Genomic DNA, 25,109 nt, shown 5'->3' on the forward strand with positions numbered 1-25,109 from the left:
AATGGGGTACGCGGGCCTGGCCCAGCCAGGCGACGGCGTGGGGCAGTATGGCGCGCTGCTGTTCCTGATTCGCACGGTGCTGCTGAAGGAGTTGCGCACCATCGACCTGGTAGAGGTGGTTGGCGTGACGAATGCCGGTGGCCTTGAGCCGGTCGGCTTCGTCGATGTGCAGCCGCTGGTGGACCAGGTGGACGGCGTTGGCAATGCCACGCCGCACGGTGTCCTGCATCACTTGCCGTATTTCCGACTGCAGGGGGGGACGGACGCGGCGATTCTCGATCCGAAGGTGGGCGATATCGGCATGGCCGCATTTGCCAGCCGGGATATCTCGTCCGTGAAGGCGACGAAAGCCCAGGCCACGCCTGGCTCGAATCGGTCCTTCGATATGGCTGACGGGTTGTATTTCGGCGGTCTGCTGAACGGCACTCCGACGCAGTACGTGCGGTTCAGCCCGGATGGCATCGAGATCGTGTCGCCCACGTCGATCCGCCTTGCCGCGCCGAACATCGTTCTGCAGGCGACGGAGGCTATAGGCTTGACCGCTGGGACGACCATCACGAATTCCGCGCCGCTCATCGAACTCGACGGGGAGCTGACGCAAGGCGAAGGTCCACAGGGCGGCAATGCGAGCATGCACGGCCCGCTGAACGTTGAAACGGATGTCACCGCGAACGGGACAAGTCTGCACACCCATACCCACGGTGGCGTGCAAACCGGCGGCGGCAATACGGGAGCACCGAATTGAACACCCTTCTGTTGGATCGCACGGCATGGGATTGTGTTCTCGATGCCGCCGGCAACTGGGCCATGGCGTCCAATCCCTATGCGATCGCCCAGGATGTGGCCAGCGCGGTCAAACTGTTCCTGGGTGAGTGCTACTACGACACCACCAAAGGAATCCCGTACTTCCAGCAGATTCTGGGGCAGTTCCCGCCGCTGGCGCTGGTCCGCGCGCGCATCGAGGCGGCAGCGCTGACGGTACCGCAGGTTGTCCAGGCGCGTTGCGTTATCACGGCCTTTGAGGGTCGCGTCATTTCGGGCCAGGTCCTGGTCATCGACCAGAACGGGCAAGAGCACAACATCACCTTCTGAGGTAATCCATGGCGACAAGCCAAGTACCGGCGATCCAGTGGACGCCGGAAGGCCTCGTATTGCCTGAAGAATCGGCCGTCTTGGCCGGCGTGCAGGCTGACCAGGATGCAGCCTTCGGCGGCGGCCTGAATCCCTCGCTGGAGACGCCCCAGGGGCAGATCGCCAGCACGACTACCGCGGTCATTGGGCAGAAGAACAACGAGATCGCGAGCATCGTCAGCCAGGTGAACCCGGCGTTTGCTGAAGGTCGCATGCAGGACGCAATCGGGTACATCTATTTTCTGGAGCGCAAGCCCGGCACGCCGACGGCGGTTGTGGCCACCTGCACGGGCCTGGAAGGCACGATCATTCCGGTGGGGGCGCAGGCGCGCGACACGGCCAACAACATCTATCTCTGCACGCAGGCCGGAGCGATCCCGTCCAGTGGATCCATCGACCTGACCTTTGCCTGCTCGGTAAACGGCCCGACGCCGTGCCCGGCCGGCCAGCTGAACCGGATCTACCAGTCCATTCCGGGCTGGGATTCGATCCTGAACGCAGACGATGGCACGCCAGGCAGCGACGTGGAAAGCCGTGCCGAGTTCGAGGACCGGCGCAAGCAGTCCGTCGCGCTGAACGCGGTGAACTCGCTTCAGTCCATCTTCGCCAACGTGCTGAACGTCGCCGGTGTGATCGATGCCTACGCGACGGAGAACGTCACCGCGGCGCCGCTGGACATTGGCGACGTGACGCTTGCGCCTCATTCCATCTGGGTGTCTGTGGTTGGGGGCGCGGCGGCGGACATCGCTCATGCCATTTGGCGCAAGAAGTCCCTGGGCGCCAATTACAACGGAAACACGTCGTTCACCGTGCAGGACACGACCGGGTACGAATATCCGTTTCCATCCTATGTGGTGTCCTGGGAAACGGCCGAGGCGCTGCCGATCCTGTTCGCGGTCCAGATCGCCAACAATCCGTCGCTGCCGTCGAACATCGTTGCGCTGACCAAACAGGCCATCATCGACGCGTTCAATGGGGTTGACGGCGGGGTGCGCGCGCGGATCGGCTCGACGATCTTCGCGAGCCGGTATTACGCGCCTGTGGTGAACCTGGGCCCCAGCGTGTCGATCATCTCCCTGCTGCTGGGCGACGCGACGCCGACGCTGCCCAGTTTCACGGTACCGATCGACAAGCGCCCGACGATTGATGCCGACGACATCACGGTGACGCTGGTGTAGCCATGGGCACACCGATCAAGTACCACTCTGAAGAGGAGCGGAGGGCAGCTGCGCGCGCCGCTTCAGCGCGCTGGCGGGAAGCCAATCTAGAGAAGCATCGGGCGGCAGTTAAGCGGTGCCAGGGGCGCCCCGAAGCGAAAGAAAAGCATCGCATAAAGCAATTGGAGTATGCGGCGCGCAACCGTGATCGCGAAAGAGAGCGTGCAGCGAAATGGCGCACGGAAAATCCTGAGCGCGCACGCGCTTCGAAACGCGCTTACTACCTTAGCAATCAGGACGTGGTCAAGGCTGCGGTTTACGCCTATCGGCGACGTAACCCTGAAAAATATTTGGAGTACGGGCGGCTATACAAAGCCGCCAAGCGCGCGGGAGGGGGCCGTCTTTCGAATGGATGCGTGCGTCGTCTGTATGAGCGTCAGAATGGGCTGTGTGTTGCGTGCGGTGGCATCTTGTCGATATTGGGCTTTCATCTAGACCATATTCATCCGCTCTCGAAAGGCGGCCGTCACTGCGATGAAAACGTCCAACTTCTTTGCCCTACCTGTAATAGAAGAAAGAGCGACCGAGACTTTCTGTCGTTCATGGAAATGATGGAGGCCGAGCGTGGGGATCGTTGAAGACACCCTCATAAGTCAATATGCAAATTCGCCAACCATCGTTCAGCTTTGTCGGAATGTAGACACCTACATCAATCCGGACACGGACCTGGATACGTTCTACGACTATGTCTGGAACGTGATGACCGCGCAGGGCTTTGGGCTGGATATCTGGGGGCGAATCGTCAACGTCGGGCGCGAACTGACGATTCCCGGTTCCACGACGTATCTGGGCTTCGACGAGGCCTTCACGCCGCCGACGGCCGACACTGGCCCGCAGCCGTTCGGGCAGGCGCCGTTCTGGACCGGCACGCAGGATACCGAGACGTTCACGCTGACCGATGAAGCCTATCGCACGCTGATCCTGGTGAAGGCCCTGGCCAATATCTCGGACTGTACAGCGCCCAGCCTAAACCAACTGCTCCAAAACCTTTTCCAGGGCCGCGGCCGTTGCTACGTGAACGATCTGGGCGACATGCAGATGCGGTTCACGTTCGAGTTCCCCCTACAGCCGTTTGAGCTCGCCATTCTCACGCAATCCAACGCGATACCACAGCCCGCTGCCGTAGGCGTTGGAATCGCGCAGATCCCCATCGATGAGGTCTTTGGCTTCGCGGAGATCGGCGCGGGCGTGACGCCTTTCAATCAAGGAACATTTTTCACCGGGGTCATAGATGCAAACTAGCGATACACCGTCCCTCATCCCAGTGCCGTTTTCGAACAGCGGCACCAAGAACAGTATTCCCACGAGTGCGTCGCCCACGCCGGGTCTTGCGTCGTTGGAAACTGGTTTTCCACCGGCCACGATGACGCCCATTGTCGCGGGCGGCATCCCGCCGGCGGGCGCCGACTTCAACGGCATCCTGTTTCTGATTTCGGCGGTATCCCGGTGGGCGAATGCAGGCGGCTCTTACGGCTACGACTCAACCTTCGCATCCTCGATCGGCGGATATCCGAAGGGTTCCGTTCTGCTCAATGCAGCAGCGAACGGATTCTGGATGTCCACTGCGGACAACAACACGAACGATCCTGATGCCAGCGGCGCCAACTGGATCAATCCGCTGTCCGGACGGCTCCTTGGCGTCCAAATATTCACCGCCAACGGAACTTACACGCCAGGGACGTACAACGGCGTTACTGCGAAAACGGTCTGGGTAAAGATGTGCGGCGGCGGGGGCGCGGGCGGAGGTGTGCAGGCTACTGGCGCAAGCGCAGCGGCTGCGGCATGCGGCGGTAACGCTGGGTCTTATAGCGAATGGATCGGGCCGGCCGCAACACAAACCATAACTATCGGCGCTGGTGGTGCAGCTGGCGCAGCCGGTTTCGTCAAAGGGGGCGATGGCGGCCAAACTTCCTTTGGTGCGTCGGTGACGATCCAGGGCGGTGCAGGTGGGCAGCCAGGCGGCGCGGGAGCCCCGCCATATATCAATATCCAACAGCAAGCGAACGGCGGCGGAACGCTCGGCGCACTTGCCGGCGGAACGCGCATCGTCAATCAAGCGGGCATGACCGGAGGCTATGGCCTGGTCGTGAGTTCTGCAGGGCCCTCTGGTGGCGTGGGCGGGCAGATTGGAGGTATCGGCGGCAGCACTCCTTTTGGGACTCAGACCTATGGTGCGACGCCTGCCGCATTTTTGTACGGCAACGGCGGTGGCGGAGCATCTGGTTCGGCTTCTATCGCGGCTTCGGCCGGCTTTGTTGGACGACAAGGCGTCGTCGTTATTCTGGAGTTTGCATAATGAGCGAAGTTCACCGATACGCGATCGTTAATACGGCGACCAACGAAGTGGAAAATGTCACGATTTGGGATGGCGATACCACGCAGTGGCAGCCGCCAGCAGGAATGGTCGCGAACCTACTTCCGGACGATTCTCCTGTTGCCCCTGGATGGAAGTGGATGGGCGGCGATGAATATTCGCCGCCCGCAGATCTATCTACCCAGTAATCGATGGAGGAAGCCTGCCCGCACAGGCTTCGATGGCTTCATCGTTATCGGCGCTGGCTGCTTGAGCGATGCCGCTTCGAAGTAGTCCTTGTGATCAAAGCTGAATTTGGGTTGTATGACGCGAACGTGTCCGTCGATTTCTTCATACCACCACTGGGAGTCCATGAGCGCTTCCGCCGTAGGATTGAAGAATTTGTCCTGGTGATATACCGGAACTCCAACAGGTTTCGTATGCATCACCAGGCTGAATCTGGTTCGTGTCAGGTCAGCGATGGGGCCCCCACCATGGGGCAATTGAGGATGCCAGATAATGGTATCGCCAGCATTCACATAGACGGCTTTCGGCTTGATCCCTGCAGCGGCACATTGTGCCTTAACGGCGTTCTGGTAATCGACCCATATCGCGTTTGAAGTCGGGGGGATCGCATCCAGACTGCCAAATCGCTTAATTGCGATGCCCTCGCGGTCTAGCTCCGGAAGCTGGTGTCCGCCCGGGCATACATTGAGCGCACCATTGCCTTCGTCCGAATCTTCGAGCGCCACCCACACGCCCAGATAGAAATGTTCAGGCTTCGTTGAAAAAACAGGCGTATCGCGGTGTATGTCCTGCGCGGAGCCGCGCTCGTAGAACAACGACGTGTACAGAGAAGGGCGCGCTCCAAATAGTGCTTCCTGTACGCGATAGGTAAGCGGGTTCTTCGAAAAAAGGTGGAATAACTCTGGAATGGCAGAGTGGAGATTTCCAATTCGAGGATAGTGACCATCGGCATCGACGTGCGGCGAGAACACATCAGGATTGGCGGCTTCCCAGCGCCGGAATGCGTCGATCGTCTCTTCGCACATCTCTTTGGAAATGGACTTAGGAATGACGGTGTATCCATCTTCAACGACCTGCGCGACATATTTCCGGATGTCCACGTCGATCGTTTTCAGCTTCTCCGTGGTGCGCGTTTCGTCCATATACCAGGGACGGATTTGATCCTTGACTGGATTCGTAAATTGCATGGTTCTTCGCTCTGGATGGTAGGGCTATTCGAATTGTCTAGGCCTGTTGCCTAGTGAGATTTTTAACACAGAGCCTATTTCTGGCCGATTTTTGAATTTCACCCGCCCAGCGGGTTTTTTTACGCCCATAACTTGGAGCCAGCCTTGGCAGACGAATACCTGTCCGAAGCCTTCATCAAATCGCTGCACGCGCAGGTCGTGTCGATGAAGGACGACATCGCCAGCACCGCGGCGGGCACGCGCGAGAACACCGAAGCAATCAAGCAAATCTCCGCAGACACGCGCGGCATCGTGGAAATGTTCGCGGCCTTGGAAGGCGGCTTCAAAGTCCTCCAGGGACTTGGGCGGCTGGCGAAGCCTCTGGCTTACATCATTGGCCTGGCCACTGCAGTGATAACCGCCTATTCGGCGTGGAAAGGTACGAAATGACCCCGCAAGAATTCATTGCCGCGATTGGCCCGGCGGCGCAAGCATCGGCGGCCAAGACCAAGATCCCGGCCAGCTTTATCGTGGCCCAGGCCGCGCTGGAGTCGGGCTGGGGTAAGTCGCGATTGGCGCGCGAGGCCTTCAACCTGTTCGGGGTGAAGGCCGATGCGTCGTGGCATGGCGATGTGCTCGAGCTTCCCACACAGGAGTTCATCGGAGGCCGCTGGGTAACGGAGGTCGCGCGCTGGCGCCGCTATCCGGGCTGGCTGGAATGCCTGGACGACCATGCGGCCTTCCTGATGCAGAACCCCCGATACCAGCCGGCATTCGAGTTCCAGGACGGCCCGCGCTTCGCCAGCGCGATCGCCCGGGCCGGCTACGCCACCGATCCGACGTACTCGGCCAAGATTATTTCCATCATCCAGGGCCGAGGCCTGGCCGCGCTGGATGCCGCCTGACCTGCACCGCCTGCAATTTTCCCTTGCCGCCTTCGGGCGGCTTTTTCTATGGAGCATTCCATGACCGTGAAAGAGAAGTTGATCGCGTGCGCGCTGGCTGCGCTGTTCGTCCTGGCCATCGTTGGCGTGTATTCCGTCCTGGTGATCCAGGGCAAGACCGACGTCAATCCGCTGCTGGTGATGCTGTCCGGGCTGGTTACCGCGGTGGTGGGCTGGGTCAGTGGGCTGGCGGGACATGCGGCGGCTGTCGGCGCGGCTGCGCAGGCCCAGCCTTCCGTGCCGCAGGCGTCCGCGCCCGCTGGCCTGCCCGGGTCCCCCCTCGCGCCGACCGCGCAAGCCGCGTCTGCCGGTACCGCCCTGGCGCCCCCGGCGGCCCTGCAATGATCCGCATCCTCTGCGCGCTGGCGCTGGCCACCTTGGCCGGCTGCGCCAGCCTGACGGACGCCGGCATCGCCCGATACACCGTCGAGCCGTATTTCGACACGGTCCAGCAGGCCTGGGTGTGCTGCCGCGCCACGGTCGTATCCGGCAAGAACGTCCAGGCCGTCCACGTCAGGGCCACCAAGGCCGCTGACGGCTCCTACAGCGTCGAGCTGGTCGAGCAGGGTATCGACGCATCCAGCGGGCAGCAAATCTCGTCCCAGGCGGCCAGCAATGTCGCTGGCGCCGTCTCCAAAGCTGCGGCCCAGGCCGCTTCCTCTCTCCTGAAATAGGAAATCCCCATGAAAAGCATGATCGCAGCGGCCCTCGTGGCCGCTTTTGCATTGGTCGGCTGCGCGAGCACGCAGCAGGCGTCCAGCCTGCAAGGCAAGATCGCGGCCGCGTGCCCGGTGGTACAGGTCGCCGTGGCCAACGTGCAGGCCCTGGGCTCCAGCCTGTCGCCGGATGTGCAGGCCAAGATCGCCGCGGCGGCGCCTGTCATCGCCCAGGTCTGCGCGGGCAATGCCACCATCGACACGGCCAGCCTCGCAACGCTGGTGCAGACCGGCCTGCCGGCGCTGATCGCGGACGTGAACGCGACCACGCTGCCCGCCGACAAGAAAGCGCAGGCGGTAACGGCCCTGGCGCTGGCCCAGATCGCGCTGACGGCCGTGGTGCAGCTCGCACCCCAGCCGACGGCCAGCGTCGCGCCTGCGGCGCAATGAGCGCCTTCCTGAGCCAATTGTCGGTCCGGAGGGAAGACCAGCGGGATGTCGGGAAATGGATCCTGAATGAACCGCTGGTCTACCGGTCCGATGTGGCCGGCCGGACAATCACTGTGCCGGCCGGTTTCGCTACCGACTTCGCCTCCGTGCCGCGCTTGCTGCCGCTGGCCTTCGCCCTGCTGGGCGGCCACGGGGACTCGGCGGCCACGGTGCACGATTTTCTGTATTCCAAGAAGCCCGTCAGCCGTCGCATGGCGGACATGGTTCTGCGTGAGGCCCTACGCGCCTCCTACGTCGCACGCTGGCGCATCCCGCTGTTCTACTGGGGCGTGCGGCTGTTCGGGTGGTCGCATTGGAAATAGGTCAGTCCGGCGCGTGGCTACACGGCGCCGGCACCACGTCATCAGCGCCTGGCTCCCTCTCCCAATCACAGCACCCCGTGTCTGGGTTGCCCGTCACGCGGGGCCCCCATTTGCTGCGGCATACCAGCGCGCGCGGGTCGCCGGACGTTTCGCCTTTCCAGTGGGTACAGGTCCAGCAGCCGCCTGGCTTTCCGGTGGAGTGTTGAAGGTGGGACTGGGACATGGGCGGCTTATACAGTGGTTTATCCAGTATATCCGCCCGTGGGATTTATGCTGTCCGTCGCAATTCGACAACATTGTCCGGGCGTAGCTTGCCCGGCCCCCAATCCTGAGGATCCCCCAGCAGCTCCGTCAGTTTGGCGCCCAGCATGTCGAACGCCTCGCGGCGCTGCTCCAGCAGCTGCTGGCGCTGGTAGACCTTGACCAGCTTGGACGATTCCGCGTGATTTAGGCACTTCTCCACCACGTTCTCGGCAATGCCCATCTCGCCCATCATGGTTGCGCCGGTCCGGCGCAGGTCGTGTACGGTCCACCGGCCGCCGGGTAGCAGCAGGGTGCCTCGCACCGTCTTTCCCTGGATGTTGGACTGGCTTTCCTGGCGCATGTTGAGCTGGTGGGCGATGGTGTTGTACTTCAGGTGGCCTTTGCCCATCTTCCCGGGCATGAGATACCGGCCCGGCCGCGCCTGCTGGCGCAGCAACTGCAGCCAGTAAAAGGCGAAGTCCGACAGATGGATGAGGTGATCCCGCTTGCTCTTGTTCTTCGCCGCGGGAAGATGCCATTCGCGCGCCTCCCAGTCGATGTCCGTGTCTTCGACGGAGGTTACCTCTCCGGCCCGCGTCAGCGTCGACAGGGCGATCCAGATGCCAGCCTCGGCCTGGAGGGTCATCAGCAGGGGCTGCGCCAGCTTGTCGCGGAGCAGCACGATTTCCTTGGCGCGCAATACGCGATCGCGCACCACATCCTTCCCGCCGACGTCGGTCTTCTTGATGGCTGACACCGGATTGGCGTCCAGCCAGTCCCGCGCCACGGCAAAGTCGAACATTTGCTTCAGATCGATCAGCACGCAGTTGGCCTGCGGGCGGCGCCCCTTAGACACCAGCTTATCGAGCAGGCCCATGGCGCGCGCCTTGGTCATCGTGTCGATCCGATCGTTTTCGGCATGGGCCAGGATGTTGGCCTCCATGCGCCTGGTCGCCGCGTAGATCCCGCGCTGGTTTCGCCGGCTCTTGAGGGAGTCACGGACCCACACCTTGAACAATTCCCGAAGGGTGGCCGGGCGGTCTTCGGGCGTTGAGTTCGGGTCTATCCCCTTGGCCCGCCTCTCACGAAGGCGCGCGGCTTCCTTGCGGGCGTCGGCCAAGCCGACCGAAGGGTAGGGGCCCAGCGACTTCTTTGCCGGCTTGCCCGCCGGCGATGTGTAGCGGTACAGCCAGAGGCGGCTGCCGTCCGGGCGAATGCGCAGGGCGAGGCCCTCGCCATCGGACAGGAGGTATTCCTTCTCCCTGGGTTTCGCGGTGGCGACTTTACGGTCGGTCAGAAGGTTGGCGGGCATGGGCTGTTATAGGCGGGATCGGCGGTTCAGGGTACAAGTCAGGGTACAAATCTGCACGGGATTGAGCGAGACGACCCGGAATCGGAAAGTACAAAAACGCTTTTATAACAGGAACTTGCCTTGACGTATGGAATCGTCGGGGATCGCCCGAGACAATAAAAATACTACTACCGTGAGTACGCAATGGGTTGGGGCAAGGCCGATGTACGAAGATCCGGTACGTCGGCGGGGGAACGCCCCGGTGTCGATGCGCCGGATGATTTCTCGCGGCAGGATTTCTGGCGATGGGTGCATCAGCATACGTCCTGGGACATCGTCAACGGCGTATCGAATCCGCTGGCCTACGCCTACTCCCTGCGCGATCGTGCGCGTTGGCACGGCGCCGGTTTGCCGTTCTACGCCGAGGTGCCCGCGCGGCGTGCCGGGCGCGCCGCGCGGTTTTCGCTGACACTGCGACAGCCCGCACCCTTGCTCGCGGCCGGCGATGCGCGTGGCATGCTCGCGGCTCCCAGAGGCCGCTTCTCGTATGCGGGCCTCGCCGAGGACGACGATATGACGGTGACGAGCGCCGCCGAAACCTATTTCGCTCGGCCCACGGCCCGCGGCGATGGCGCGGCGGAACTCGCCACCTTGTTCCGGCCTTATTGGCAGGCAAGGCTGGCCGGGCTGCCGGAACGCGCGGCTGCATACCCATACCCGGGCGAGCCCTCGGCGACGAAGGCAGGCCACCGGTCCGGCGCAAAGGTGCGCCATGTCGAGTAAGGCACAGCAGGGGCAGGCAGTGGTGGAGTCTCTCGCTGGACTGGCACTTTTGGGCTTGCTGGGTACCGCCATCATAAGCGTGGGGCGTCTTCAGTGGCATGGCATGGAGGCAGCCCATGCCGCGCGTGTCCAGGCATTTCGCTATGCAGTGGGCGATCGCCGCGATGACGGCGGCCGGGGCCCGTCCGACACGCGTCAGGGGGCTTCGGCGAACGCCGGGCCTGTGCGCACGCATGTCGCGCGCGCCGCGCATGCGGCGGACTTTCCCGGTCCGGGCGGCGCCCGCGTGGCCGCCTTGCGCAAAGAGCTGGATGTGGAAGACCGTGGCATGGTGCGCGCCGACGCGGCGGTGCGCGTCTACCCGCATCGCCAGCACGGCGATGGAAGGGTCTTGCGCCGCCACGCGGCCATCCTGGCGGATGCCGGGCATGCGACCGACGATCCGCATGTGCAGGAACGTATTGCATCGTCGCGCACGGCGTGGCGGGACGCCGTGCGCGTCAGCCACGCGCCGGCACGGCGGGCGAAATCGGCCCTGCAGCGTATCGATCGTGCCTGGGGCCGTCCCACGCCCGATCTGGATTGGCTGATGCCGTGGTCGGATCTCGTGCCTGCCGATAGGCTCGATCGCGCCGCGAAGACGGCCGGGTGGTTGCCATGATACGAGCTCGCGTGTTCCTGTGCCTGGCGGTTGCGGGTCTTGCGACAGCCGCATGGCACATCCCTCGTGCGGCGGCCCGAGCGCTGCCCGCCACGGCAATCGTGGCGCCGCCGCCTTTGCCTCCGGGCGGCAGCTATGTGCCGCTGGGCGACGGCATGCGCATCCAAGGCCTGCCTGTGTTCGTCTGGCTGTTGGACGCCCCCGGGTCGCTCCGCGATATTGCACTGTGGCTGACAGCACGACAGCCGGCGCTGCGGGATATCTGGGTCGCTCCCGGCGCGGTCGTGGTGGCAGGCGCCGCCGAAGGGATGCATTGGGCGGCTCGCCTGAGCGATGCCGGGGGTGGGAGGACGCAAGGCTCTATCTCGGTGCTGCCGGTGGATGCAGGTCCGGATGCCGGGATCGCCAGCAGCCCCGATTTGGCGGTGGCGGGCTTCGGATGGCCGGTACCGGGAGGGCAATTGCATTTCGAATTCCGCTCCCGGGATGAGGGCGCGTCGGTCATCGAACAGGTATGGACGCATGGCCTGGCTCCCGCGCCGCTGCGTCAGAAACTCTTCGACGCGCTGGCCGCCGGCGGGTGGCGCGCTGGCGGCGCGGACGCGGGCGGCCGGGCTGCGCGGCCGACCTCCGCCGAGGCGCCCCAGGAGGCGTATTCCTGGTCGCGAGGCCGCATCACGCTGTCCACGGTCATCGTCCCGCTGGACCAGGGCAGCGGCATCACGGCCGTCGTTCGTATCGGGGGATAGCGGACATGTTCAAGCGAATCCCGCAACGCTGGGTGATGGCGGCTGTGACGGTGGCGGCCGGCGTGCTGGCGGCATGGGCCGCGCGGCAACACATACAAGGTCGCATCGCGCAAATCGAAGCCGAGGCGCGTGTCGTTACCGTTCCACGCCTGGTTGCCGCGTATGACCTGGCGGCCGGTACGCGGCTGGAGGAAGCCTACGTGGCCATCCGGGATATCCCGTCCGAATGGGCCTCCAGCGATGCCCTGGCGCCGGAAGACTTCGCCGCGCATACCTACAGTGTGCTGGCACACCCCCTGCGTCGGGGCGATCCCATCCTTCGTTCGCACCTCGCACCCATGAAAGCCGCCCCCTTGTCGTCGCGCGTGCCGACGGGGCGCCGGGCCATCACGATCCCGGTGGACGATATCAACTCCCTTTCCGGGATGTTGCAAGCGGGGGACTTGCTGGACCTTTACGTCTCTTTCGATCACGGGCGTCGCCAGATAACGGCTCCCTTGCTCCAGGGTGTACTGGTCCTGGCCACAGGTGGCGAGGATGACGCCGAGGACACCGCCAAGGCGTTTTCGACCATCACCCTGGACGCCGGCCCGGAGGATGCCGTGAAGCTCGTCGCGGCAAGGCAGGCGGGGCGCATCACCGCGATCCTGCGCCATCATCGCGACGCCGACATTAATGCCACGGCAGCCCGTGGGGATCTTGCCGCGCTGCTGGGTATCGACGGTGACGCCGATGCGCGCCCGCGCGCCGTGCCCGTGCTGTACGGCGACCGGCCCTATCCTCACGGTAGCGGTGCGCAAGAGGACGGCGACGGGATCTCCACGGATTCGGGCCTGTTCGACGCCGCAGTACCCGGCGAAACGGTCAGCGCGGGCCGATCCAGGCCGGACGCGGCGGCCAAGCCCGATCGCCGCGCGCGGGTGCGTCCGTGATGCGGCCGATGCGCAAGCGGCGGATTTGGCCGCTGGCTATGGCCGTGATCTGCGCGATGGGATTGTGGCTGGCTTCGGCATCCGCCGGCGGCGCCACGATACTGGAGATGCAGGTCGGCGAGACACGCGTGCTGACGCATCCCGGCGTCAGCCGCGTTGCGGTCGGCCACGGAGAAGTCCTGCAGGCTGTCCCCGCGGATGCCGCGGAAGTCATCGTATTCGCGCGCGCCGAAGGAGAGACGTCCCTTCACGTATGGGCGCGCAAAAAACGCACGGCCTATACCGTGCGCGTCGCACCCGCGCGATCGCGCAGCATGCGCGCCGAGGTCGATGCCTTGCTGGCGCGGATTCCGGGCGCACGCGGCGAAGCGGTCGGCGATCAGATCGTCATCGAGGGCAACGATTTGTCGGACGCCGATCATGCACGCATCGCCGCCTTGGCGCAGCGCTATCCTCAGGTGCTCGACTTCACCGGAAAGGTGGGGTGGGACCGCATGGTCCTGCTCGATGTCAAGGTGGTGGAGTTGCCACGTTCGCGCCTGACCGAACTGGGTGTGCGCTGGGATGGCGCGACGCAGGGTGGCCTGACGGCGGGATGGGCGCTCGATGCCGCGGCATCCGGACGGCTTGCCGAACGGCCCGGCGAATCGCCGGTTTCCACGGCGCTGCGCGCGGCGCCGGGTGTCGGTTATGCCGGCATGAACATGTTGCTGTCGTCGCGCTTGAACCTGCTCGCACAGAGCGGCGAGGCCGTCGTCCTCGCGCAGCCGCAGTTGCTGGCCCGCAGCGGATCGACCGCGGAATTCCTCGCGGGTGGCGAAGTGCCATATGCCACGGTGGACAAGGACGGCAATGCCTCCACGCTGTTCAAGCCCTATGGCGTGTCTTTGCGGATTACCCCGACGATCGCCTCCAGCGGTACCGTGCGCTCGCGCATCGAGGTGGAGGCCAGCGCGGTCGATGCGTCGGTGACGGCCAACGGCGGTCCGGCGCTCAAGACCCGCCGCGCTTCGACGGAGTTCAACGTGCGGTCCGGCCGCACCTTGGTGATCGGCGGATTTCTTTCGCGGGAGCGCAATGTGGAAGCCAATGGCCTGCCCGGCCTGCGGGATATCCCGCTGCTCGGCGCATTGTTCGGTGCCCGGCGGGAACATTACAAGGAAACCGAACTGGCCATATTCGTGACGCCGGTCGTGGTTTCGGAAGACCATGCAGCCATGCGGTCCACCACCTTGCGCGCGCAGGGGCAACTGCACGAGGCCTTTCCCGATCCGCCCAGGATGCTGATGTCCGAGCCGGCCGCCCCTGCCGCCCCCATCGATGGCGCCTGGGATCCCTATCGTGGGGCGGGCTCGCAATGGGCGCCGGCGTCGCCGGGTGGCGGGACCAATCAATACGACTTCAAGGATTGAACCGTGCTGGAGATAGAACTGCAATTCGAGGATGGTGCGCATCGTATCGTCCGCGTCGAACCTCCCGTCATTCTGGGGCGCGGGCCGCATTGCGGGATTCGTGTGCGGCACTGGCGGGTGGGGAGGGAACATGCCCGGCTGGTCCTGTCCGGGCAGGACGTGATGATCGAGGATGCAGGCACCTTGTCCGGCACGCTGGTCAACGGCAAGCGGATCGCGCGGTACGGGCCGCTGACATCGAACGACGAGGTCCTTGTCGGCCCTTGCCTGATGAAAGTGCGGCGCGAACCTTTTCTGGCCATGGCGCGCATGCCTGTCGCGCGACAGTCCCTCGCACTGGCCGCGCCTTCCGAGCCGTCCTTGCCGGGCACGCCCCGCGTGCCGTTTGCGGGTGCGGCGATGTCGTCGGTAAGGATGGCGGAACCGGCGCTGCGGGATGCGGCCCACGCGTCAGACTTTTACGTCGACGCCGGGATGCGGGTGGCGGTCGACTTGCTGCCGCATCGCCAGCGACTGCAATCGGCTTTGCTGGACGCGCTCGATCTAAGGCGCCGCGATGTGGCGAAAATGAGCGATAGCCTATTGCGCAGCGAGGCGGCCGATCGCCTGCTCGCCATCGTCCGCGCGGATACCGAGATCCCCGATGGCATCGATCGCGATGCCCTGATGAATGATGTGCTGGACGAAGCGCTGGGCTTGGGGCCACTGTCGCCGTTGCTGGAGGATCCCGGCATCACTGAAATCATGGTGAATCGCCACGACGAAATCTATGTAGAGCGCGAAGGCAAGCTGTCCCGTCACGCGGCTGCGTTCAGCAGCGAACAGGCGGTGTTGCGTGTGCTCGAGCGTATCGTTGCGCCCGTGGGACGCCGTATCGACGAAAGCTCGCCCATGGTGGATGCCCGGCTGGCCGATGGGTCTCGCGTGAACGCGGTGGTCGCCCCTGTGGCCCTGAAGGGGGCGAGCCTGACGATCCGCAAGTTTCCAAAGCACGCGCTGGCAATGTGCGATCTCGTATCGCGCGGGGCTTTGGATGCCTCCATGGCGGAATTCCTCGACCGATGCGTCCGCGAACGAGTCAACATCGTCGTCTCGGGGGGTACGGGGTCGGGCAAAACGACATTGCTGAATATCCTGTCCAATGCCATTCCGCAGGGTGAACGCATTATCACCATCGAGGATGCGGCGGAGCTGCGCCTGCGACATGCGCACGTGGTCGCCCTGGAGGCGCGTCCCGCCAATATCGAAGGACGCGGCCACGTCGCCATCCGCGATCTCGTACGCAACGCGCTGCGCATGCGCCCCGATCGCATCGTGGTGGGCGAATGCCGGGGGGCGGAGGCGTTCGATATGCTGGCCGCCATGAACACAGGGCACGAAGGCTCGTTGACGACATTGCACGCGAACAGTCCCCGCGATGCGCTGAGCCGCCTGGAGACGATGATCCTGATGGCGGGCATGGAACTGCCCTTGGCAGCCGTGCGGGAACATATCGCGTCCAGCATTCATCTGATCGTGCAGCAGGCCCGGATGCACGATGGGAAAAGGCTGATTACAGCCATTGTGGAGGTCACCGGCATGGAAGGCGGCCGTATCCAGACTCAGCCGCTCTTCGTGCACGGTGGCGACCCGATGCGTGGCGGTTTCTCCGGTTGCGGCACGATGCCCAGCTTCGCCGACGCGTGGCGCGAGGCCGGCCGGCCGCTCGATCCCCTGCTGTTCACGACACGTGCGCCGGCGGCAACCGCCGCTCCTTATGCCGGGGCCAGGCGCGACGGCGCATTCCCGGGGTGGCGGGAATGATATGGCTGGCGGCGCTGGCCGCCACCTGTTGCGTCATGCTTGCATGTTGGGCGGCCTATGGCTGGTTTGTCGGTGCCTGGTCCCGCTATCGAAGGGTGTACACCGACGAGGCAGGCGCGAGGCTGGAAGAGGTCTTCCTGTTTGTCGATCCCGGCCAGTTGTGGGCGGCGAACCTGGCGTTTTGTTCCGCCGTCGCACTGGCGGCCTACGCCGCAAGCGGCAGCGGCGCGGTAGCGATGCTGGCGGGCCTGCTGCCCATCAGGATGCCGTACACCGTTATCGCATTGCTCAGGCGCCGGCGCCAGCGGCGCTTCGACGCCCAACTGCCGGACATGCTGCTGGCACTCGGTTCAAGCCTGCGCGCGGGGGCGGGCCTGGCGAGCGCCCTGCGCCAGCTGGTCGACCACTGCGAGCCACCGCTGTCGCAGGAGTTCGGGCTGATCCTGCGAGAGCAGCGCCTGGGCGTCTCGTTCGATCAAGCGCTGTTGAACCTGCACAAGCGCATGCCCACCGAAGCCGCAACCCTGGTCGTGGCCGCCCTGCGTATCGCCGCGCATACCGGCGGCAATCTGGCGGAGGCGCTGGAACGGATCGCGGGTGTGGTATCGGCCCGGCTGCAACTGCAGGGGCGCATTCGTACCCTGACCGCCCAGGGCCGGCTGCAGGCCTGGATCGTCGGTGCATTGACGCCTATTCTCGCCGTCGTGCTGACCTGGCTGGATCCCGCTTCGATGTCGGCGTTATGGCACACCCAGGCAGGGTGGGGGGCGTTGGGGATCATCGCGATCCTGGAAGCGGCGGGTGTCGTATGGATACGGCGCATCGTCAACATCGATATTTGACGCACGGTGTCACGCACGGCCTCGGTGGCCCGGCGGGGGAGAAGTATGCAAATCCTGGCTATCCTGATGGCGGCGTTGTTCGTCGTCGGAGCACTGGCCACGTTACGGCCGTTGATCCGGCCAGTGGGACGCGAGCATCCTGTCGCGGGCCGACTGCCGGCCGCCTGGCGCATTGCGTGGCCGTACCTCGATCTCATGGCGCCCCTGGCAGCGTCCATGCTGACCTGGCGCCTGCGCGCGCGCCTGGATGCCTGCGTGCTGCGCGCGGGCCTGGCGGCGCCGTTGACGGCCGGACACATCGTCGCGGCCCAGTGGGCCTGCGCCGTCGTGGGCGCGACCAGCGCCATGGCGCTCTTCCTGGGGCTGGCGGAGCGGCCGGCCGGCGGCGCGGTTTTAGCGGCGTGTGCCTTGGGCGCCATGGCGGGCCGCCTGGTGCCGCGCCTGTGGCTGCAGGCCGAGATCCGTCATCGCCGCGCCCGGATGGCGCGCGAGTTACCGTTCCTGCTTGACATGACCACGCTGTGCGTCGAGTCGGGATTGAACCTGCAGGGGGCCCTGTGCCAGGCCGCCGAACAAGGCCCTGCCGGACCGCTGCGCGATGAGCTTCTGCGGGCCCTGGGCGATATGCGGTCGGGCTTGCCACGCATACAGGCGCTGAAAGCCTGGGCGGACCGCGTGGATCTGGCCGGCGCGCGGTCCATGACGGCGGCGTTGGCCCAGGCCGACGCGTCTGGAATGAGCCTGGGGCCCATCCTGCGCGCCCAGTCAGACCGGCGCCGGGCGGAGCGATTCAATCACGCCGAGAAGCTTGCCATGCAGGCGCCGGTCAAGATGCTATTCCCGCTGATCTGCTGCATCTTTCCCTGCACCTTCATCGTGCTGGCCTTTCCCATCGCGGTCCAGTTCTGGCAGGTGCTGCAGTGATGCGAGGGCGAGCCAAGGTGCGTGTGCTGCGGGCAGGTGGCTGGCGTGGCCGCCTGCGCGGCCTGCTGTGCCGGCGCAGGCCGCGGCCAGGGCTTGCCCTGTGGCTGGCACCCTGCCGCGCAGTGCATACGTTCGGGATGCGCTATCCGCTGGACATCGTGTTCCTGGACGCCGGTGGACGCGCGGTCTCCGTCGTCCGCGGGCTGCGCCCCTGGCGGGTGGCCCTATGCCTGCGTGCCGTGTCCGTCGTCGAGCTGGAAGCTGGCGTTGTTGATTTCGAAAACGGAGGTATAGGCCGGGTAGAAACTGCTGTACAGAATGCCGAACGCGGCAATGTTCACGGGCACCTGCACCGTATTGACCAGCGTCTGGGAAACATCCAGCGAGACCAGCATGCTGGCGCAGAAATCGATGCCCAGGAAGACCGCCGCCCACGTCAGGCCATAGACCAGGAACGCCCACTTGTTGCGCCAGCAGGCGATACCGGAAAAAAACAGGGCCTGTGGCAGCTTGATGTTGTGCCAGGCAACCAGCACAGGGGCATGCCAGAACAGGGCGCCGATGATGACATAGAGCGCACCGAACAGTAGCAGGGCGGTGTGCAGGGTCTCGAAGAAGGGGACGTAATCGTTCGTGACGGACGCGGCCCGTATGCCTTCCACCAGTTCGCTGGAAAACGGCACGAAGGCGATCAGTCCGGCCACCATGCAAAGGCCCGCGTACAGGCCGCCCAGGATAAGCAGCTTCTTGAGCACCCCAGGCTTCTGCAGCGGCTTGAGCCACATGGATGGCAGCATGGTGCGGTCGGCTTCGATGTGCTTGCAGGCCGACAGCGTCATCAGGGTGATGCAGGGCATCAGCGTGGTGTAGAAGAGCGGCCCGATGGGTACCGTGAACATCGCGAACAGCAGCAACAGGCTGATGACGAGGGACCAGGTGAATAGCGCCAGCGGTTGACGCATGAACAGCCGGAACCCGTCTCGCGCCCATTGCCAGCCGGCCGTTGCAGGTAAGGATGCTGCTTGCATGTCAGTTCGCTATGCTGCCAGAGGGGGGATCATGTTGAATTATGGAGCCAGGTCGCTTCAGGGCAAGGTCGGCGGCGCATCGCGGTGGCGCGAGAGCAACACTCGCTCGAAATGCCGCGGATCGTGCGGCTTCAATGTCTGGGCAGGCCTGGGCAGGTAAAAGTCATACAGGCGGGACAGCCAAAAGCGCAAGGCGGCGGCCCGCAGCATGGCTGGCCATGCCTGCCTTTCCTCGTCGGTGAAGGGACGTTCCGCGGCATAGGCCTGTAACCAGCTTTGGGCCAGTTCCGGGACAATCTGGCCGGTTTCGCGCACGATGCACCAGTCGTTGATGCTGACCGCAACGTCGAAAAGCCAGGTGTCGCAGCCCGCAAAATAGAAGTCGATGAACCCTCCCATGAGGGGGCTTTCGAAGGTACCGGCGAACAGCACGTTGTCCCGGAACAGATCGCAATGCGCCGGCCCGCTGGGCAATGCCTGCCACGCCGGGTTGGCCGCCGCCGCGATCTGCTCGTCCAGGGTTTTCTGCAGCAGGTCCTGCTGCGCGGCGTCGAGAAAGGGACGTACCTTGGGCGCGGTTTCGCGCCACCAGGGCAGGCCGCGCAGGTTGGGCTGGCGCAGCGGCAGGTCGCGCGCGGCGATGTGGGCGCGCGCCAGCGTGCGGCCCGTCAGCGCGCAGTGCAGGGGACCCGGTGCCGGTTCGTAGCCGCCGGGCAGTCGCGTGACGATGGCGCAGGGCTTGCCATGCATGTCCACGATGCGGGCGCCGTCGCGACGCGTCTGCGGCTGGGGTACGGGCACGCCGCGTTCGGCCAACTGGTGCATCAGCTCGATATAGAACGGCAACTGTTCCCGCGTCAGCACTTCGAATACCGTCAACACATACTCGCCGGCCGTGGTGGTCAGGAAATAATTCGTGTTTTCGATGCCGGCCGTGATGCCCTGGAGGGATACGAGTTCACCCAGGTCGAACTGCGTCAGCAGGGTGCGGGCATCGTCGTCGGTGACGGTTGTGAATACGGCCATGTGGATACGGCAAAGGTTGTCGGGCATCGGGCGTCCGCGCCGGGCGGCGGCGCAATTTTAGACTACCCCGGGCCTCTGCCCGGCAGAGCGGCTAAAATGGCCGCTATTCCTCCACTTGGTTCCCTGGCCGTGCTTCCCTCCGATTGGCGCCTGTGCGTCGCGCCCATGATCGATGTTACCGATCGCCATTGCCGTTTCTTCCATCGGCTGCTGGCGCCGCACGCACGGCTGTACACCGAGATGATCACCACGGGGGCATTGCTGCACGGCGACGTTGCGCGCCATCTGGATTTCGATACGGTGGAGCACCCCGTGGCCCTGCAACTGGGCGGAAGCGAGCCGGATGCGCTGGCGCAAGCGGCCCGCCTGGGCGAGCGTTGGGGCTACGATGAAATCAACCTGAACTGCGGCTGTCCTTCCGAACGGGTGCAGCGTGGCGCGTTCGGGGCATGCCTGATGGCCGAGCCGGACCTCGTGGCCGATTGCGTCAAGGCAATGCGGGATGCGGTCGACGTCCCGGTCACGGTCAAGCATCGGCTGGGGCTGGACTACGACGAGTCATATGCATTCGTTCGCGATTTCGTGGGCAAGCTTTATGACGCCGGCTGCCGTGTCTTCATCGTGCACGCGCGCAATGCCGTATTGAAGGGCCTGTCACCGAAGGACAATCGCGAAATCCCGCCTTTGCGCTATGACGCGGCCGCCATGCTGAAACGTGACTTTCCCGATTGCGTGGTGGTGCTGAATGGCGGACTGGGCGATGCCGGAGCCGCCGAGCAGGCCGCGCGGCAATTCGACGGCGTGATGCTGGGACGCGCGGCCTGGCACACGCCGCGGGTTCTTTCTGAACTGTCGCTGCGCTTCTGGCCCTCCACGCGCCTGCCGGGCGATGCGCAGGTGGTCGATGCAATGATGGACTATGCCACCCGGGCGGTCGCCCGCGGCGTGCCGCTGCGAGTCATCGTGCGCCCCTTGCTTGGCCTGGTCAACGGGCAGGCAGGCGCCCGCCGGTGGCGCCGCATGCTATCGGATGCGGCGGCCTTGAAGTCCGACGACCCAGGGCTGATCTACGAAGCGTGGCGCAGCGTGCACCATCCTGCCGCTCGACACGCTGAAGCCGTGGAGCTGGACTAGGCCCTGTTGGCGCCGGAAGGCGCGGCAAAGGGCGGGAAGGCGTTGAAAGGCGCCGGAAAATTCCGCCATCCGTTTCACAGCTCGATACAGACAGTGGCAGGCGCCTGCAGGGCACCTGGCCCGTATCGACCGGGGCCAGGGGTGTCCCCGCGCCCCCGCCTGTACTTACATTTCCTTGGAGGAGGCGCCTTCCTCGTCCATCGGCCAGTCGCGGATGTACGCCTTCAACATGTTGTTTTCAAAACGCTGGGCGTTCACAATGGCCTGCGCCATATCGTAGAACGAGATCACGCCCATCAGCACTTTGCCGTCCATCACCGGGATATAGCGCGCATGCTTTTCCAGCATCAGGCGCTGCACTTCTTCCGCGCTGGTATTGGGCGTCACGCTGACCGGCGCGTCGTCCATGATGGCGCGGATCGTTGTGTTGCCCAGCGTGCCATTGTTGCGGCTCAGGTGCTGGATGATTTCACGGAACGTCAGCATGCCGACCAACATGCTCGATTCCATGATGACGAGTGAGCCGATGTCCTGTATGCCCATGGTTTCCACCGCCTTGATGACGGGGGTGTCCGGCGTGGCCGTATAGAGCGTGTCGCCCTTGACCCGAAGAATTTCGCTGACCTTCAACATGATGATCCTCCATGGGCGCACGCCCAGTCTTATTTTTTGACGGCTTCGATCTTCAGGATGTCAGCCGAGCCATTGCCGGTATTTTGCGCTTCCTGCATGAGATCTTCCAGCGTTGGCGCGACTTCGGTGGTGAGAATGGCACGGGCGACCCGCAGGATTTCAGGCGCTTCCCGCAATCGCCGCTGGTTCCGATCCAGGAGGAAACGGTCGAAAAGAGGGGGCAGCGCCGCGCGGCGGGGATCGCAGGCAAGGATCCAGCGCTGTTCCTGGGTACGCACCACCATGCCCAGGTCGGACAGGGCTTCGAGCACCGCATTCAGTTCGTCGTGATGAAGATGCAGGTCGACAGCAAGGTGGCTGGCGCTGCGGCCGGGCGGATTGCTGCCCATATTGCGGTACAGGCAGCGCAGTACCTCCACGGCGTCCACGAAGGCGGCCCCGGTTTCGCGGTTGATGTCCCAGCGGCCGACCCGGATCATGGGCAGGCTGGCCGCGACGGTAGCGCCGAACAGGACGGCCAGCCAGGATAGATAGATCCATAGCAGGAAGATCGGCAACGTGGCGAAGGTGCCGTAAATGACGGTATAGGTCGGGAATCGCGTCAGGTAATAGGCGAACGCCGCCTTCATCAGCTCCAGCACGATGGCGGTGCCGAAGCCGCCGGCCAGCGCGTCCATCCAGAAGACATGGCGGTTCGGCACCACGATGAACAGTGCCGCGAAGCCCAGGCCGGTCAGCAAAAGGGGCAGGAAGGACACCGCCAGGCCGATGATGTCGGGGACTTCGCGCACCAGCCCCAGGGATTCCCGCGCCAGGAAGGACGTGCCCCATAGGCTGGCGCCGGCGACGACCGGCCCCAGTGTCAGGACCGCCCAGTACATCAGCGCCCGCTGCGACAGCGGCCGTTGCCGCGTAACGTGCCAAATGTCGTTGAAGGTCTTGTCGATCGTCATGATCAGCAGGATCGACGTCACCAGCAGCAGGCCGCCGCCTATCGCCGTCAGGCGGCTGGCCTGGCGCGCGAACTGGTTCAGGTAATTCATGATGTTGTCCGACACCGCCGGCGGCATCAGGCTGTGCGTGAGGAAGTCCTCCAGCGCGATGCGGAATTCCTGGAACACCGGAAAGGCCGTGAACAGCGAAAGCACCACGGCCAGCATGGGAACGATTGCCAGCACGGTGGTAAACGTCAGGCTGGAGGCCACCTGCAGCAGCTGCTCCTCACCCGCGCGTTGCGAGGCAAAGCGCAAGACCTTCACCACCCGGCTTGCCCATGAGGCGCGGTGGTTCTGGGATTCGGGCGCCGAGTCCGCGGCGGCCGTATCGACGGGCGGTTTCATGCGGCGATAATAGCAGTATGGATATTGAACTCAACCGTAACCTTCGCCTGACTTGCGTCGCGACGCTGCTGTGCCTGACGCTGCTGTGCGTATTGTGGGAAACCGTGCTGGCGCCGGTGCGGCCAGGGGGCTCCTGGCTCTTCCTGAAGGCATTGCCGCTGGCGTTTCCGCTCAGAGGCATATTGCGCGGGAATCTATATACCTACCAGTGGGCCTCCATGCTGATCCTGCTGTATGTCATGGAAGGGGCGGTGCGGGCGCTGTCGGATACCCTTCCGCTTTCGGCGATGCTGGCCGGCGTGGAACTTGCGTTGGCCCTGACGTTTTTCGCCTGCGCGATTCTTTATGTGCGGCCCGCCAAACAAGCCGCTCGCCGCCGCCGGTCGTCCGCAACCTGAACACCCATTACGGTAGGAATCATGTCAGCTGTCTCCGGAGCTTCCCCGCGCGCGCCACGCGCCGCCTCCTTGGCCGAATTGCCGATCAGCAATTCCTTCGCCGCGTTGCCCCCGGCCTTCTATACGCGCCTGGCGCCACAGGGCTTGAACGCGCCGCGCCTGCTGCATGCCAACGAGCAGGCTGCCGGGCTGATCGGCCTTGCCCCTGAAGTCCTGCGCACAGAGGCGTTCCTGGACGTATTCTCCGGCCGGGCGCCATTACCCGGCGGCGATACGCTGGCGGCGGTCTATAGCGGGCACCAGTTCGGTATTTGGGCGGGCCAGCTGGGCGATGGCCGCGCGCATCTGCTGGGCGAGGTCGAAGGCCCCGGCGGTAATTGGGAGTTGCAGTTGAAAGGCGCCGGGATGACCCCGTATTCCCGAATGGGCGACGGGCGCGCGGTGCTGCGTTCGTCCGTCCGCGAATATCTCGCCAGCGAGGCCATGAACGGCCTGCGCATTCCGACGACGCGCGCGCTGGCCCTCATCGTGTCCGACGATCGAGTCATGCGCGAAACCGTGGAAACCGCGGCGATCGTGACTCGCATGTCGCCCAGTTTCGTGCGTTTCGGGTCCTTCGAGCATTGGGCCGCGCGCCGCGAACCGGCGATGGTGCAAACGCTGGCGGACTACGTCATCGATCGCTTCTATCCGGAATGCCGGCACCCTGTGCCGGGCGCGGAAGAGGGCCCGCAGGCGCCCCTGGTGCGTCTGCTGGACGCGGTCGTCGGGCGCACGGCCAGGCTGATGGCCGACTGGCAATCCGTGGGCTTCTGCCACGGCGTCATGAACACGGACAATATGTCCATATTGGGCCTGACCCTGGACTACGGTCCCTACGGGTTTATGGACGGTTTTCGCCTGGACCATGTATGCAACCATTCGGATACCGAAGGGCGCTATGCCTGGAACCGGCAGCCTTCGGTCGCCCTGTGGAACCTTTATCGCCTGGCCGGTAGCCTGAACAGTGTGATCCAGGACGCGGATGTCGTGAAGGCCGTCCTGGACCGATATGAAGGCGCTTTTACCCAGGCGTTTCATGATCGCATGGCGGCCAAACTCGGCCTGGAGGCCTGGCGCCCGGACGACGAAGGCCTGCTCGATGACCTGCTCAAGCTCATGCACGAGCAGCGCGCGGATTTCACCTTGGCCTTCCGCCGCCTGTCCGGCGCCGTGCGAGGTGACTTCCAGCCTTTTCTAGACCTGTTCATCGACAGGGAGGCTGCCCGGGAGTGGCTGGGCCGCCTTCAGCAGCGCCATGAAGCCGAGCCGCGCGATGCCGGATCGCGCGCGGACGCGATGGACCGGGTCAATCCGCTATATGTCCTGCGCAATCATCTCGCGGAACTCGCGATACGCGCGGCGGCCCAGGGCGATGCCAGCATCATCGAGGAGCTGCTGCGCGTACTGCGGGATCCTTATACCGAACAGCCGGAATTTGCCCGCTACGCCGGCCTGCCGCCGGACTGGGCCAGCGATCTGGAAGTCAGTTGCTCATCCTGAAACGCGGCATTGGCGCGACGGAAAATTGCCGAATCTGGTCCGCTTGGCAAGAGCAATGTATCGATTGTTGCAATGTGTGGAAATTTGGTGCATTCTCCCCCGGTGGGAAAGTATGGCAAATA

At 64.4% G+C, this 25,109-nt stretch carries 30 protein-coding genes and 1 pseudogene; 25 read left to right on the top strand and 6 right to left on the bottom strand.

The window, feature by feature from the left end:
- The first annotated feature begins 1 nt into the window (after position 1).
- Genes CAL28_RS10720 through CAL28_RS29480 form a run of 7 tightly spaced genes read left to right on the top strand, consistent with a single transcriptional unit; the run spans position 2 to position 4,850 of the window.
- A complete protein-coding gene (locus tag CAL28_RS10720; protein WP_254926084.1) occupies positions 2–745 on the top strand; it encodes a phage baseplate assembly protein in 744 nt (247 codons plus the stop codon).
- A complete protein-coding gene (locus CAL28_RS10725; RefSeq protein WP_094841371.1) occupies positions 742–1,092 on the top strand; it encodes a hypothetical protein in 351 nt (116 codons plus the stop codon). The genes CAL28_RS10720 and CAL28_RS10725 overlap by 4 nt, the downstream gene beginning before the upstream one ends.
- 8 nt (positions 1,093–1,100) lie before the next feature.
- Complete coding sequence (locus tag CAL28_RS10730; protein WP_094841372.1) at positions 1,101–2,309, top strand: baseplate J/gp47 family protein; 1,209 nt, start codon at positions 1,101–1,103, stop codon at positions 2,307–2,309.
- 2 nt (positions 2,310–2,311) lie between these two features.
- Complete coding sequence (locus CAL28_RS10735) at positions 2,312–2,926, top strand: HNH endonuclease (RefSeq protein WP_094841373.1); 615 nt, start codon at positions 2,312–2,314, stop codon at positions 2,924–2,926.
- On the top strand, positions 2,913–3,590 hold the full coding sequence (locus tag CAL28_RS10740) for a DUF2612 domain-containing protein (RefSeq protein ID WP_094841374.1): 678 nt from the start codon (positions 2,913–2,915) through the stop codon (positions 3,588–3,590). The genes CAL28_RS10735 and CAL28_RS10740 overlap by 14 nt, the downstream gene beginning before the upstream one ends.
- The gene (locus CAL28_RS29475) at positions 3,580–4,644 is read left to right on the top strand and encodes a hypothetical protein (RefSeq protein WP_141218168.1); all 1,065 of its coding nucleotides are present in this window, start codon (positions 3,580–3,582) and stop codon (positions 4,642–4,644) included. Before CAL28_RS10740 ends, CAL28_RS29475 begins: the two co-directional genes overlap by 11 nt.
- Complete coding sequence (locus tag CAL28_RS29480; RefSeq protein ID WP_141218169.1) at positions 4,644–4,850, top strand: hypothetical protein; 207 nt, start codon at positions 4,644–4,646, stop codon at positions 4,848–4,850. The genes CAL28_RS29475 and CAL28_RS29480 overlap by 1 nt, the downstream gene beginning before the upstream one ends.
- Here the strand turns inward: CAL28_RS29480 and CAL28_RS10745 are convergent.
- Positions 4,836–5,855 (bottom strand): phytanoyl-CoA dioxygenase family protein, encoded by a 1,020-nt coding sequence (locus CAL28_RS10745; RefSeq protein WP_254926085.1) that lies wholly within the window; start codon positions 5,853–5,855, stop codon positions 4,836–4,838. The two genes, CAL28_RS29480 and CAL28_RS10745, sit on opposite strands and share 15 nt — an antisense overlap.
- Positions 5,856–5,999: 144 nt before the next feature.
- Between CAL28_RS10745 and CAL28_RS10750 the strand changes: the two genes are divergently transcribed.
- Genes CAL28_RS10750 through CAL28_RS10775 form a run of 6 tightly spaced genes read left to right on the top strand, consistent with a single transcriptional unit; the run spans position 6,000 to position 8,246 of the window.
- Positions 6,000–6,284 (top strand): hypothetical protein, encoded by a 285-nt coding sequence (locus tag CAL28_RS10750; protein WP_094841376.1) that lies wholly within the window; start codon positions 6,000–6,002, stop codon positions 6,282–6,284.
- Positions 6,281–6,739 carry a glycoside hydrolase family 73 protein gene (locus CAL28_RS10755; RefSeq protein WP_094841377.1) on the top strand — a complete coding sequence of 153 codons (459 nt, stop codon included), beginning with the start codon at positions 6,281–6,283 and terminating at the stop codon, positions 6,737–6,739. Before CAL28_RS10750 ends, CAL28_RS10755 begins: the two co-directional genes overlap by 4 nt.
- A gap of 60 nt (positions 6,740–6,799) precedes the next feature.
- Positions 6,800–7,123 carry a hypothetical protein gene (locus CAL28_RS10760; protein WP_094841378.1) on the top strand — a complete coding sequence of 108 codons (324 nt, stop codon included), beginning with the start codon at positions 6,800–6,802 and terminating at the stop codon, positions 7,121–7,123.
- On the top strand, positions 7,120–7,452 hold the full coding sequence (locus tag CAL28_RS10765; protein WP_094841379.1) for a hypothetical protein: 333 nt from the start codon (positions 7,120–7,122) through the stop codon (positions 7,450–7,452). Before CAL28_RS10760 ends, CAL28_RS10765 begins: the two co-directional genes overlap by 4 nt.
- Before the next feature lie 9 nt (positions 7,453–7,461).
- Positions 7,462–7,884 (top strand): hypothetical protein, encoded by a 423-nt coding sequence (locus CAL28_RS10770; protein WP_094841380.1) that lies wholly within the window; start codon positions 7,462–7,464, stop codon positions 7,882–7,884.
- Positions 7,881–8,246, top strand: a complete 366-nt coding sequence (locus CAL28_RS10775; RefSeq protein WP_094841381.1) for a DUF1353 domain-containing protein — start codon at positions 7,881–7,883, stop codon at positions 8,244–8,246. The genes CAL28_RS10770 and CAL28_RS10775 overlap by 4 nt, the downstream gene beginning before the upstream one ends.
- Positions 8,247–8,514: 268 nt before the next feature.
- Here the strand turns inward: CAL28_RS10775 and CAL28_RS10785 are convergent, their stop codons facing one another.
- Positions 8,515–9,801 carry a tyrosine-type recombinase/integrase gene (locus CAL28_RS10785; RefSeq protein ID WP_094841383.1) on the bottom strand — a complete coding sequence of 429 codons (1,287 nt, stop codon included), beginning with the start codon at positions 9,799–9,801 and terminating at the stop codon, positions 8,515–8,517.
- Positions 9,802–10,089: 288 nt separating this feature from the next.
- On the opposite strand from CAL28_RS10785, the gene CAL28_RS10790 reads away from it, so the two are divergent.
- The 9 genes and pseudogenes from CAL28_RS10790 to CAL28_RS29985 all read left to right on the top strand — a co-directional run.
- A complete protein-coding gene (locus tag CAL28_RS10790) occupies positions 10,090–10,563 on the top strand; it encodes a hypothetical protein (protein WP_141218170.1) in 474 nt (157 codons plus the stop codon).
- Positions 10,553–11,224, top strand: a complete 672-nt coding sequence (locus CAL28_RS10795) for a hypothetical protein (protein WP_141218171.1) — start codon at positions 10,553–10,555, stop codon at positions 11,222–11,224. The genes CAL28_RS10790 and CAL28_RS10795 overlap by 11 nt, the downstream gene beginning before the upstream one ends.
- Complete coding sequence (locus CAL28_RS29735) at positions 11,221–11,973, top strand: hypothetical protein (RefSeq protein WP_176463958.1); 753 nt, start codon at positions 11,221–11,223, stop codon at positions 11,971–11,973. Before CAL28_RS10795 ends, CAL28_RS29735 begins: the two co-directional genes overlap by 4 nt.
- 5 nt (positions 11,974–11,978) lie before the next feature.
- The gene (gene cpaB, locus CAL28_RS10800) at positions 11,979–12,905 is read left to right on the top strand and encodes a Flp pilus assembly protein CpaB (protein ID WP_176463959.1); all 927 of its coding nucleotides are present in this window, start codon (positions 11,979–11,981) and stop codon (positions 12,903–12,905) included.
- Between the two features lie 38 nt (positions 12,906–12,943).
- Complete coding sequence (locus CAL28_RS10805; protein ID WP_254926086.1) at positions 12,944–14,317, top strand: type II and III secretion system protein family protein; 1,374 nt, start codon at positions 12,944–12,946, stop codon at positions 14,315–14,317.
- Between the two features lie 3 nt (positions 14,318–14,320).
- Entirely contained in the window at positions 14,321–16,120 is a 1,800-nt protein-coding gene (locus CAL28_RS10810) for an ATPase, T2SS/T4P/T4SS family (RefSeq protein ID WP_094841387.1), read from the top strand.
- Positions 16,117–16,962 carry a type II secretion system F family protein gene (locus tag CAL28_RS10815; protein WP_094841388.1) on the top strand — a complete coding sequence of 282 codons (846 nt, stop codon included), beginning with the start codon at positions 16,117–16,119 and terminating at the stop codon, positions 16,960–16,962. Before CAL28_RS10810 ends, CAL28_RS10815 begins: the two co-directional genes overlap by 4 nt.
- Positions 16,963–17,007: 45 nt before the next feature.
- Positions 17,008–17,886 (top strand): type II secretion system F family protein, encoded by an 879-nt coding sequence (locus tag CAL28_RS10820; protein WP_094841389.1) that lies wholly within the window; start codon positions 17,008–17,010, stop codon positions 17,884–17,886.
- A pseudogene (locus CAL28_RS29985) lies at positions 17,886–18,101 on the top strand (DUF192 domain-containing protein); the annotation flags it as partial. The gene CAL28_RS10820 and the pseudogene CAL28_RS29985, both read left to right, overlap by 1 nt.
- A gap of 9 nt (positions 18,102–18,110) precedes the next feature.
- Here CAL28_RS29985 and CAL28_RS29990 read toward each other — a convergent pair.
- Positions 18,111–18,914 (bottom strand): BPSS1780 family membrane protein, encoded by an 804-nt coding sequence (locus tag CAL28_RS29990; protein WP_254926087.1) that lies wholly within the window; start codon positions 18,912–18,914, stop codon positions 18,111–18,113.
- Positions 18,915–18,971: 57 nt separating this feature from the next.
- Entirely contained in the window at positions 18,972–19,940 is a 969-nt protein-coding gene (locus CAL28_RS10830; RefSeq protein ID WP_094844551.1) for a homoserine kinase, read from the bottom strand.
- A 129-nt stretch (positions 19,941–20,069) separates the two neighbouring features.
- On the opposite strand from CAL28_RS10830, the gene dusA reads away from it, so the two are divergent.
- Complete coding sequence (gene dusA / locus CAL28_RS10835; protein WP_094844552.1) at positions 20,070–21,074, top strand: tRNA dihydrouridine(20/20a) synthase DusA; 1,005 nt, start codon at positions 20,070–20,072, stop codon at positions 21,072–21,074.
- Between the two features lie 165 nt (positions 21,075–21,239).
- Here the strand turns inward: dusA and CAL28_RS10840 are convergent, their stop codons facing one another.
- Positions 21,240–21,707, bottom strand: a complete 468-nt coding sequence (locus CAL28_RS10840) for a CBS domain-containing protein (RefSeq protein ID WP_094841390.1) — start codon at positions 21,705–21,707, stop codon at positions 21,240–21,242.
- 29 nt (positions 21,708–21,736) lie between these two features.
- A complete protein-coding gene (locus CAL28_RS10845) occupies positions 21,737–23,047 on the bottom strand; it encodes a YihY family inner membrane protein (protein ID WP_094841391.1) in 1,311 nt (436 codons plus the stop codon).
- A 17-nt stretch (positions 23,048–23,064) separates the two neighbouring features.
- On the opposite strand from CAL28_RS10845, the gene CAL28_RS10850 reads away from it, so the two are divergent.
- Both CAL28_RS10850 and CAL28_RS10855 read left to right on the top strand, forming a co-directional pair.
- Positions 23,065–23,445, top strand: a complete 381-nt coding sequence (locus tag CAL28_RS10850; RefSeq protein ID WP_094841392.1) for a DUF2069 domain-containing protein — start codon at positions 23,065–23,067, stop codon at positions 23,443–23,445.
- Between the two features lie 21 nt (positions 23,446–23,466).
- Positions 23,467–24,987, top strand: a complete 1,521-nt coding sequence (locus tag CAL28_RS10855; protein WP_094841393.1) for a protein adenylyltransferase SelO — start codon at positions 23,467–23,469, stop codon at positions 24,985–24,987.
- Positions 24,988–25,109 lie beyond the last annotated feature (122 nt).

Source organism: Bordetella genomosp. 11 (assembly GCF_002261215.1).
In the GTDB taxonomy this organism is placed as follows: Bacteria; Pseudomonadota; Gammaproteobacteria; order Burkholderiales; family Burkholderiaceae_B; genus Bordetella_C.

Bases quoted from the DNA above. Each gene is read 5' to 3' on its own strand.
- CAL28_RS10720 (WP_254926084.1), top strand. From the start codon at position 2: ATGGGGTACGCGGGCCTGGCCCAGCCAGGCGACGGCGTGGGGCAGTAT.
- CAL28_RS10845 (WP_094841391.1), bottom strand. From the start codon at position 23,047: ATGAAACCGCCCGTCGATACGGCCGCCGCGGACTCGGCGCCCGAATCC.
- CAL28_RS10805 (WP_254926086.1), top strand. From the start codon at position 12,944: ATGGCCGTGATCTGCGCGATGGGATTGTGGCTGGCTTCGGCATCCGCC.
- CAL28_RS29990 (WP_254926087.1), bottom strand. From the start codon at position 18,914: ATGCAAGCAGCATCCTTACCTGCAACGGCCGGCTGGCAATGGGCGCGA.
- CAL28_RS10840 (WP_094841390.1), bottom strand. From the start codon at position 21,707: ATGTTGAAGGTCAGCGAAATTCTTCGGGTCAAGGGCGACACGCTCTAT.
- CAL28_RS29735 (WP_176463958.1), top strand. From the start codon at position 11,221: ATGATACGAGCTCGCGTGTTCCTGTGCCTGGCGGTTGCGGGTCTTGCG.
- CAL28_RS10730 (WP_094841372.1), top strand. From the start codon at position 1,101: ATGGCGACAAGCCAAGTACCGGCGATCCAGTGGACGCCGGAAGGCCTC.
- CAL28_RS10820 (WP_094841389.1), top strand. From the start codon at position 17,008: ATGCAAATCCTGGCTATCCTGATGGCGGCGTTGTTCGTCGTCGGAGCA.
- CAL28_RS10830 (WP_094844551.1), bottom strand. From the start codon at position 19,940: ATGGCCGTATTCACAACCGTCACCGACGACGATGCCCGCACCCTGCTG.
- CAL28_RS10735 (WP_094841373.1), top strand. From the start codon at position 2,312: ATGGGCACACCGATCAAGTACCACTCTGAAGAGGAGCGGAGGGCAGCT.
- CAL28_RS10855 (WP_094841393.1), top strand. From the start codon at position 23,467: ATGTCAGCTGTCTCCGGAGCTTCCCCGCGCGCGCCACGCGCCGCCTCC.
- CAL28_RS10815 (WP_094841388.1), top strand. From the start codon at position 16,117: ATGATATGGCTGGCGGCGCTGGCCGCCACCTGTTGCGTCATGCTTGCA.
- CAL28_RS10760 (WP_094841378.1), top strand. From the start codon at position 6,800: ATGACCGTGAAAGAGAAGTTGATCGCGTGCGCGCTGGCTGCGCTGTTC.
- CAL28_RS29480 (WP_141218169.1), top strand. From the start codon at position 4,644: ATGAGCGAAGTTCACCGATACGCGATCGTTAATACGGCGACCAACGAA.
- CAL28_RS10795 (WP_141218171.1), top strand. From the start codon at position 10,553: ATGTCGAGTAAGGCACAGCAGGGGCAGGCAGTGGTGGAGTCTCTCGCT.
- CAL28_RS10775 (WP_094841381.1), top strand. From the start codon at position 7,881: ATGAGCGCCTTCCTGAGCCAATTGTCGGTCCGGAGGGAAGACCAGCGG.
- CAL28_RS10770 (WP_094841380.1), top strand. From the start codon at position 7,462: ATGAAAAGCATGATCGCAGCGGCCCTCGTGGCCGCTTTTGCATTGGTC.
- cpaB (WP_176463959.1), top strand. From the start codon at position 11,979: ATGTTCAAGCGAATCCCGCAACGCTGGGTGATGGCGGCTGTGACGGTG.
- CAL28_RS10850 (WP_094841392.1), top strand. From the start codon at position 23,065: ATGGATATTGAACTCAACCGTAACCTTCGCCTGACTTGCGTCGCGACG.
- CAL28_RS29475 (WP_141218168.1), top strand. From the start codon at position 3,580: ATGCAAACTAGCGATACACCGTCCCTCATCCCAGTGCCGTTTTCGAAC.
- CAL28_RS10765 (WP_094841379.1), top strand. From the start codon at position 7,120: ATGATCCGCATCCTCTGCGCGCTGGCGCTGGCCACCTTGGCCGGCTGC.
- CAL28_RS10785 (WP_094841383.1), bottom strand. From the start codon at position 9,801: ATGCCCGCCAACCTTCTGACCGACCGTAAAGTCGCCACCGCGAAACCC.
- CAL28_RS10745 (WP_254926085.1), bottom strand. From the start codon at position 5,855: ATGCAATTTACGAATCCAGTCAAGGATCAAATCCGTCCCTGGTATATG.
- CAL28_RS10755 (WP_094841377.1), top strand. From the start codon at position 6,281: ATGACCCCGCAAGAATTCATTGCCGCGATTGGCCCGGCGGCGCAAGCA.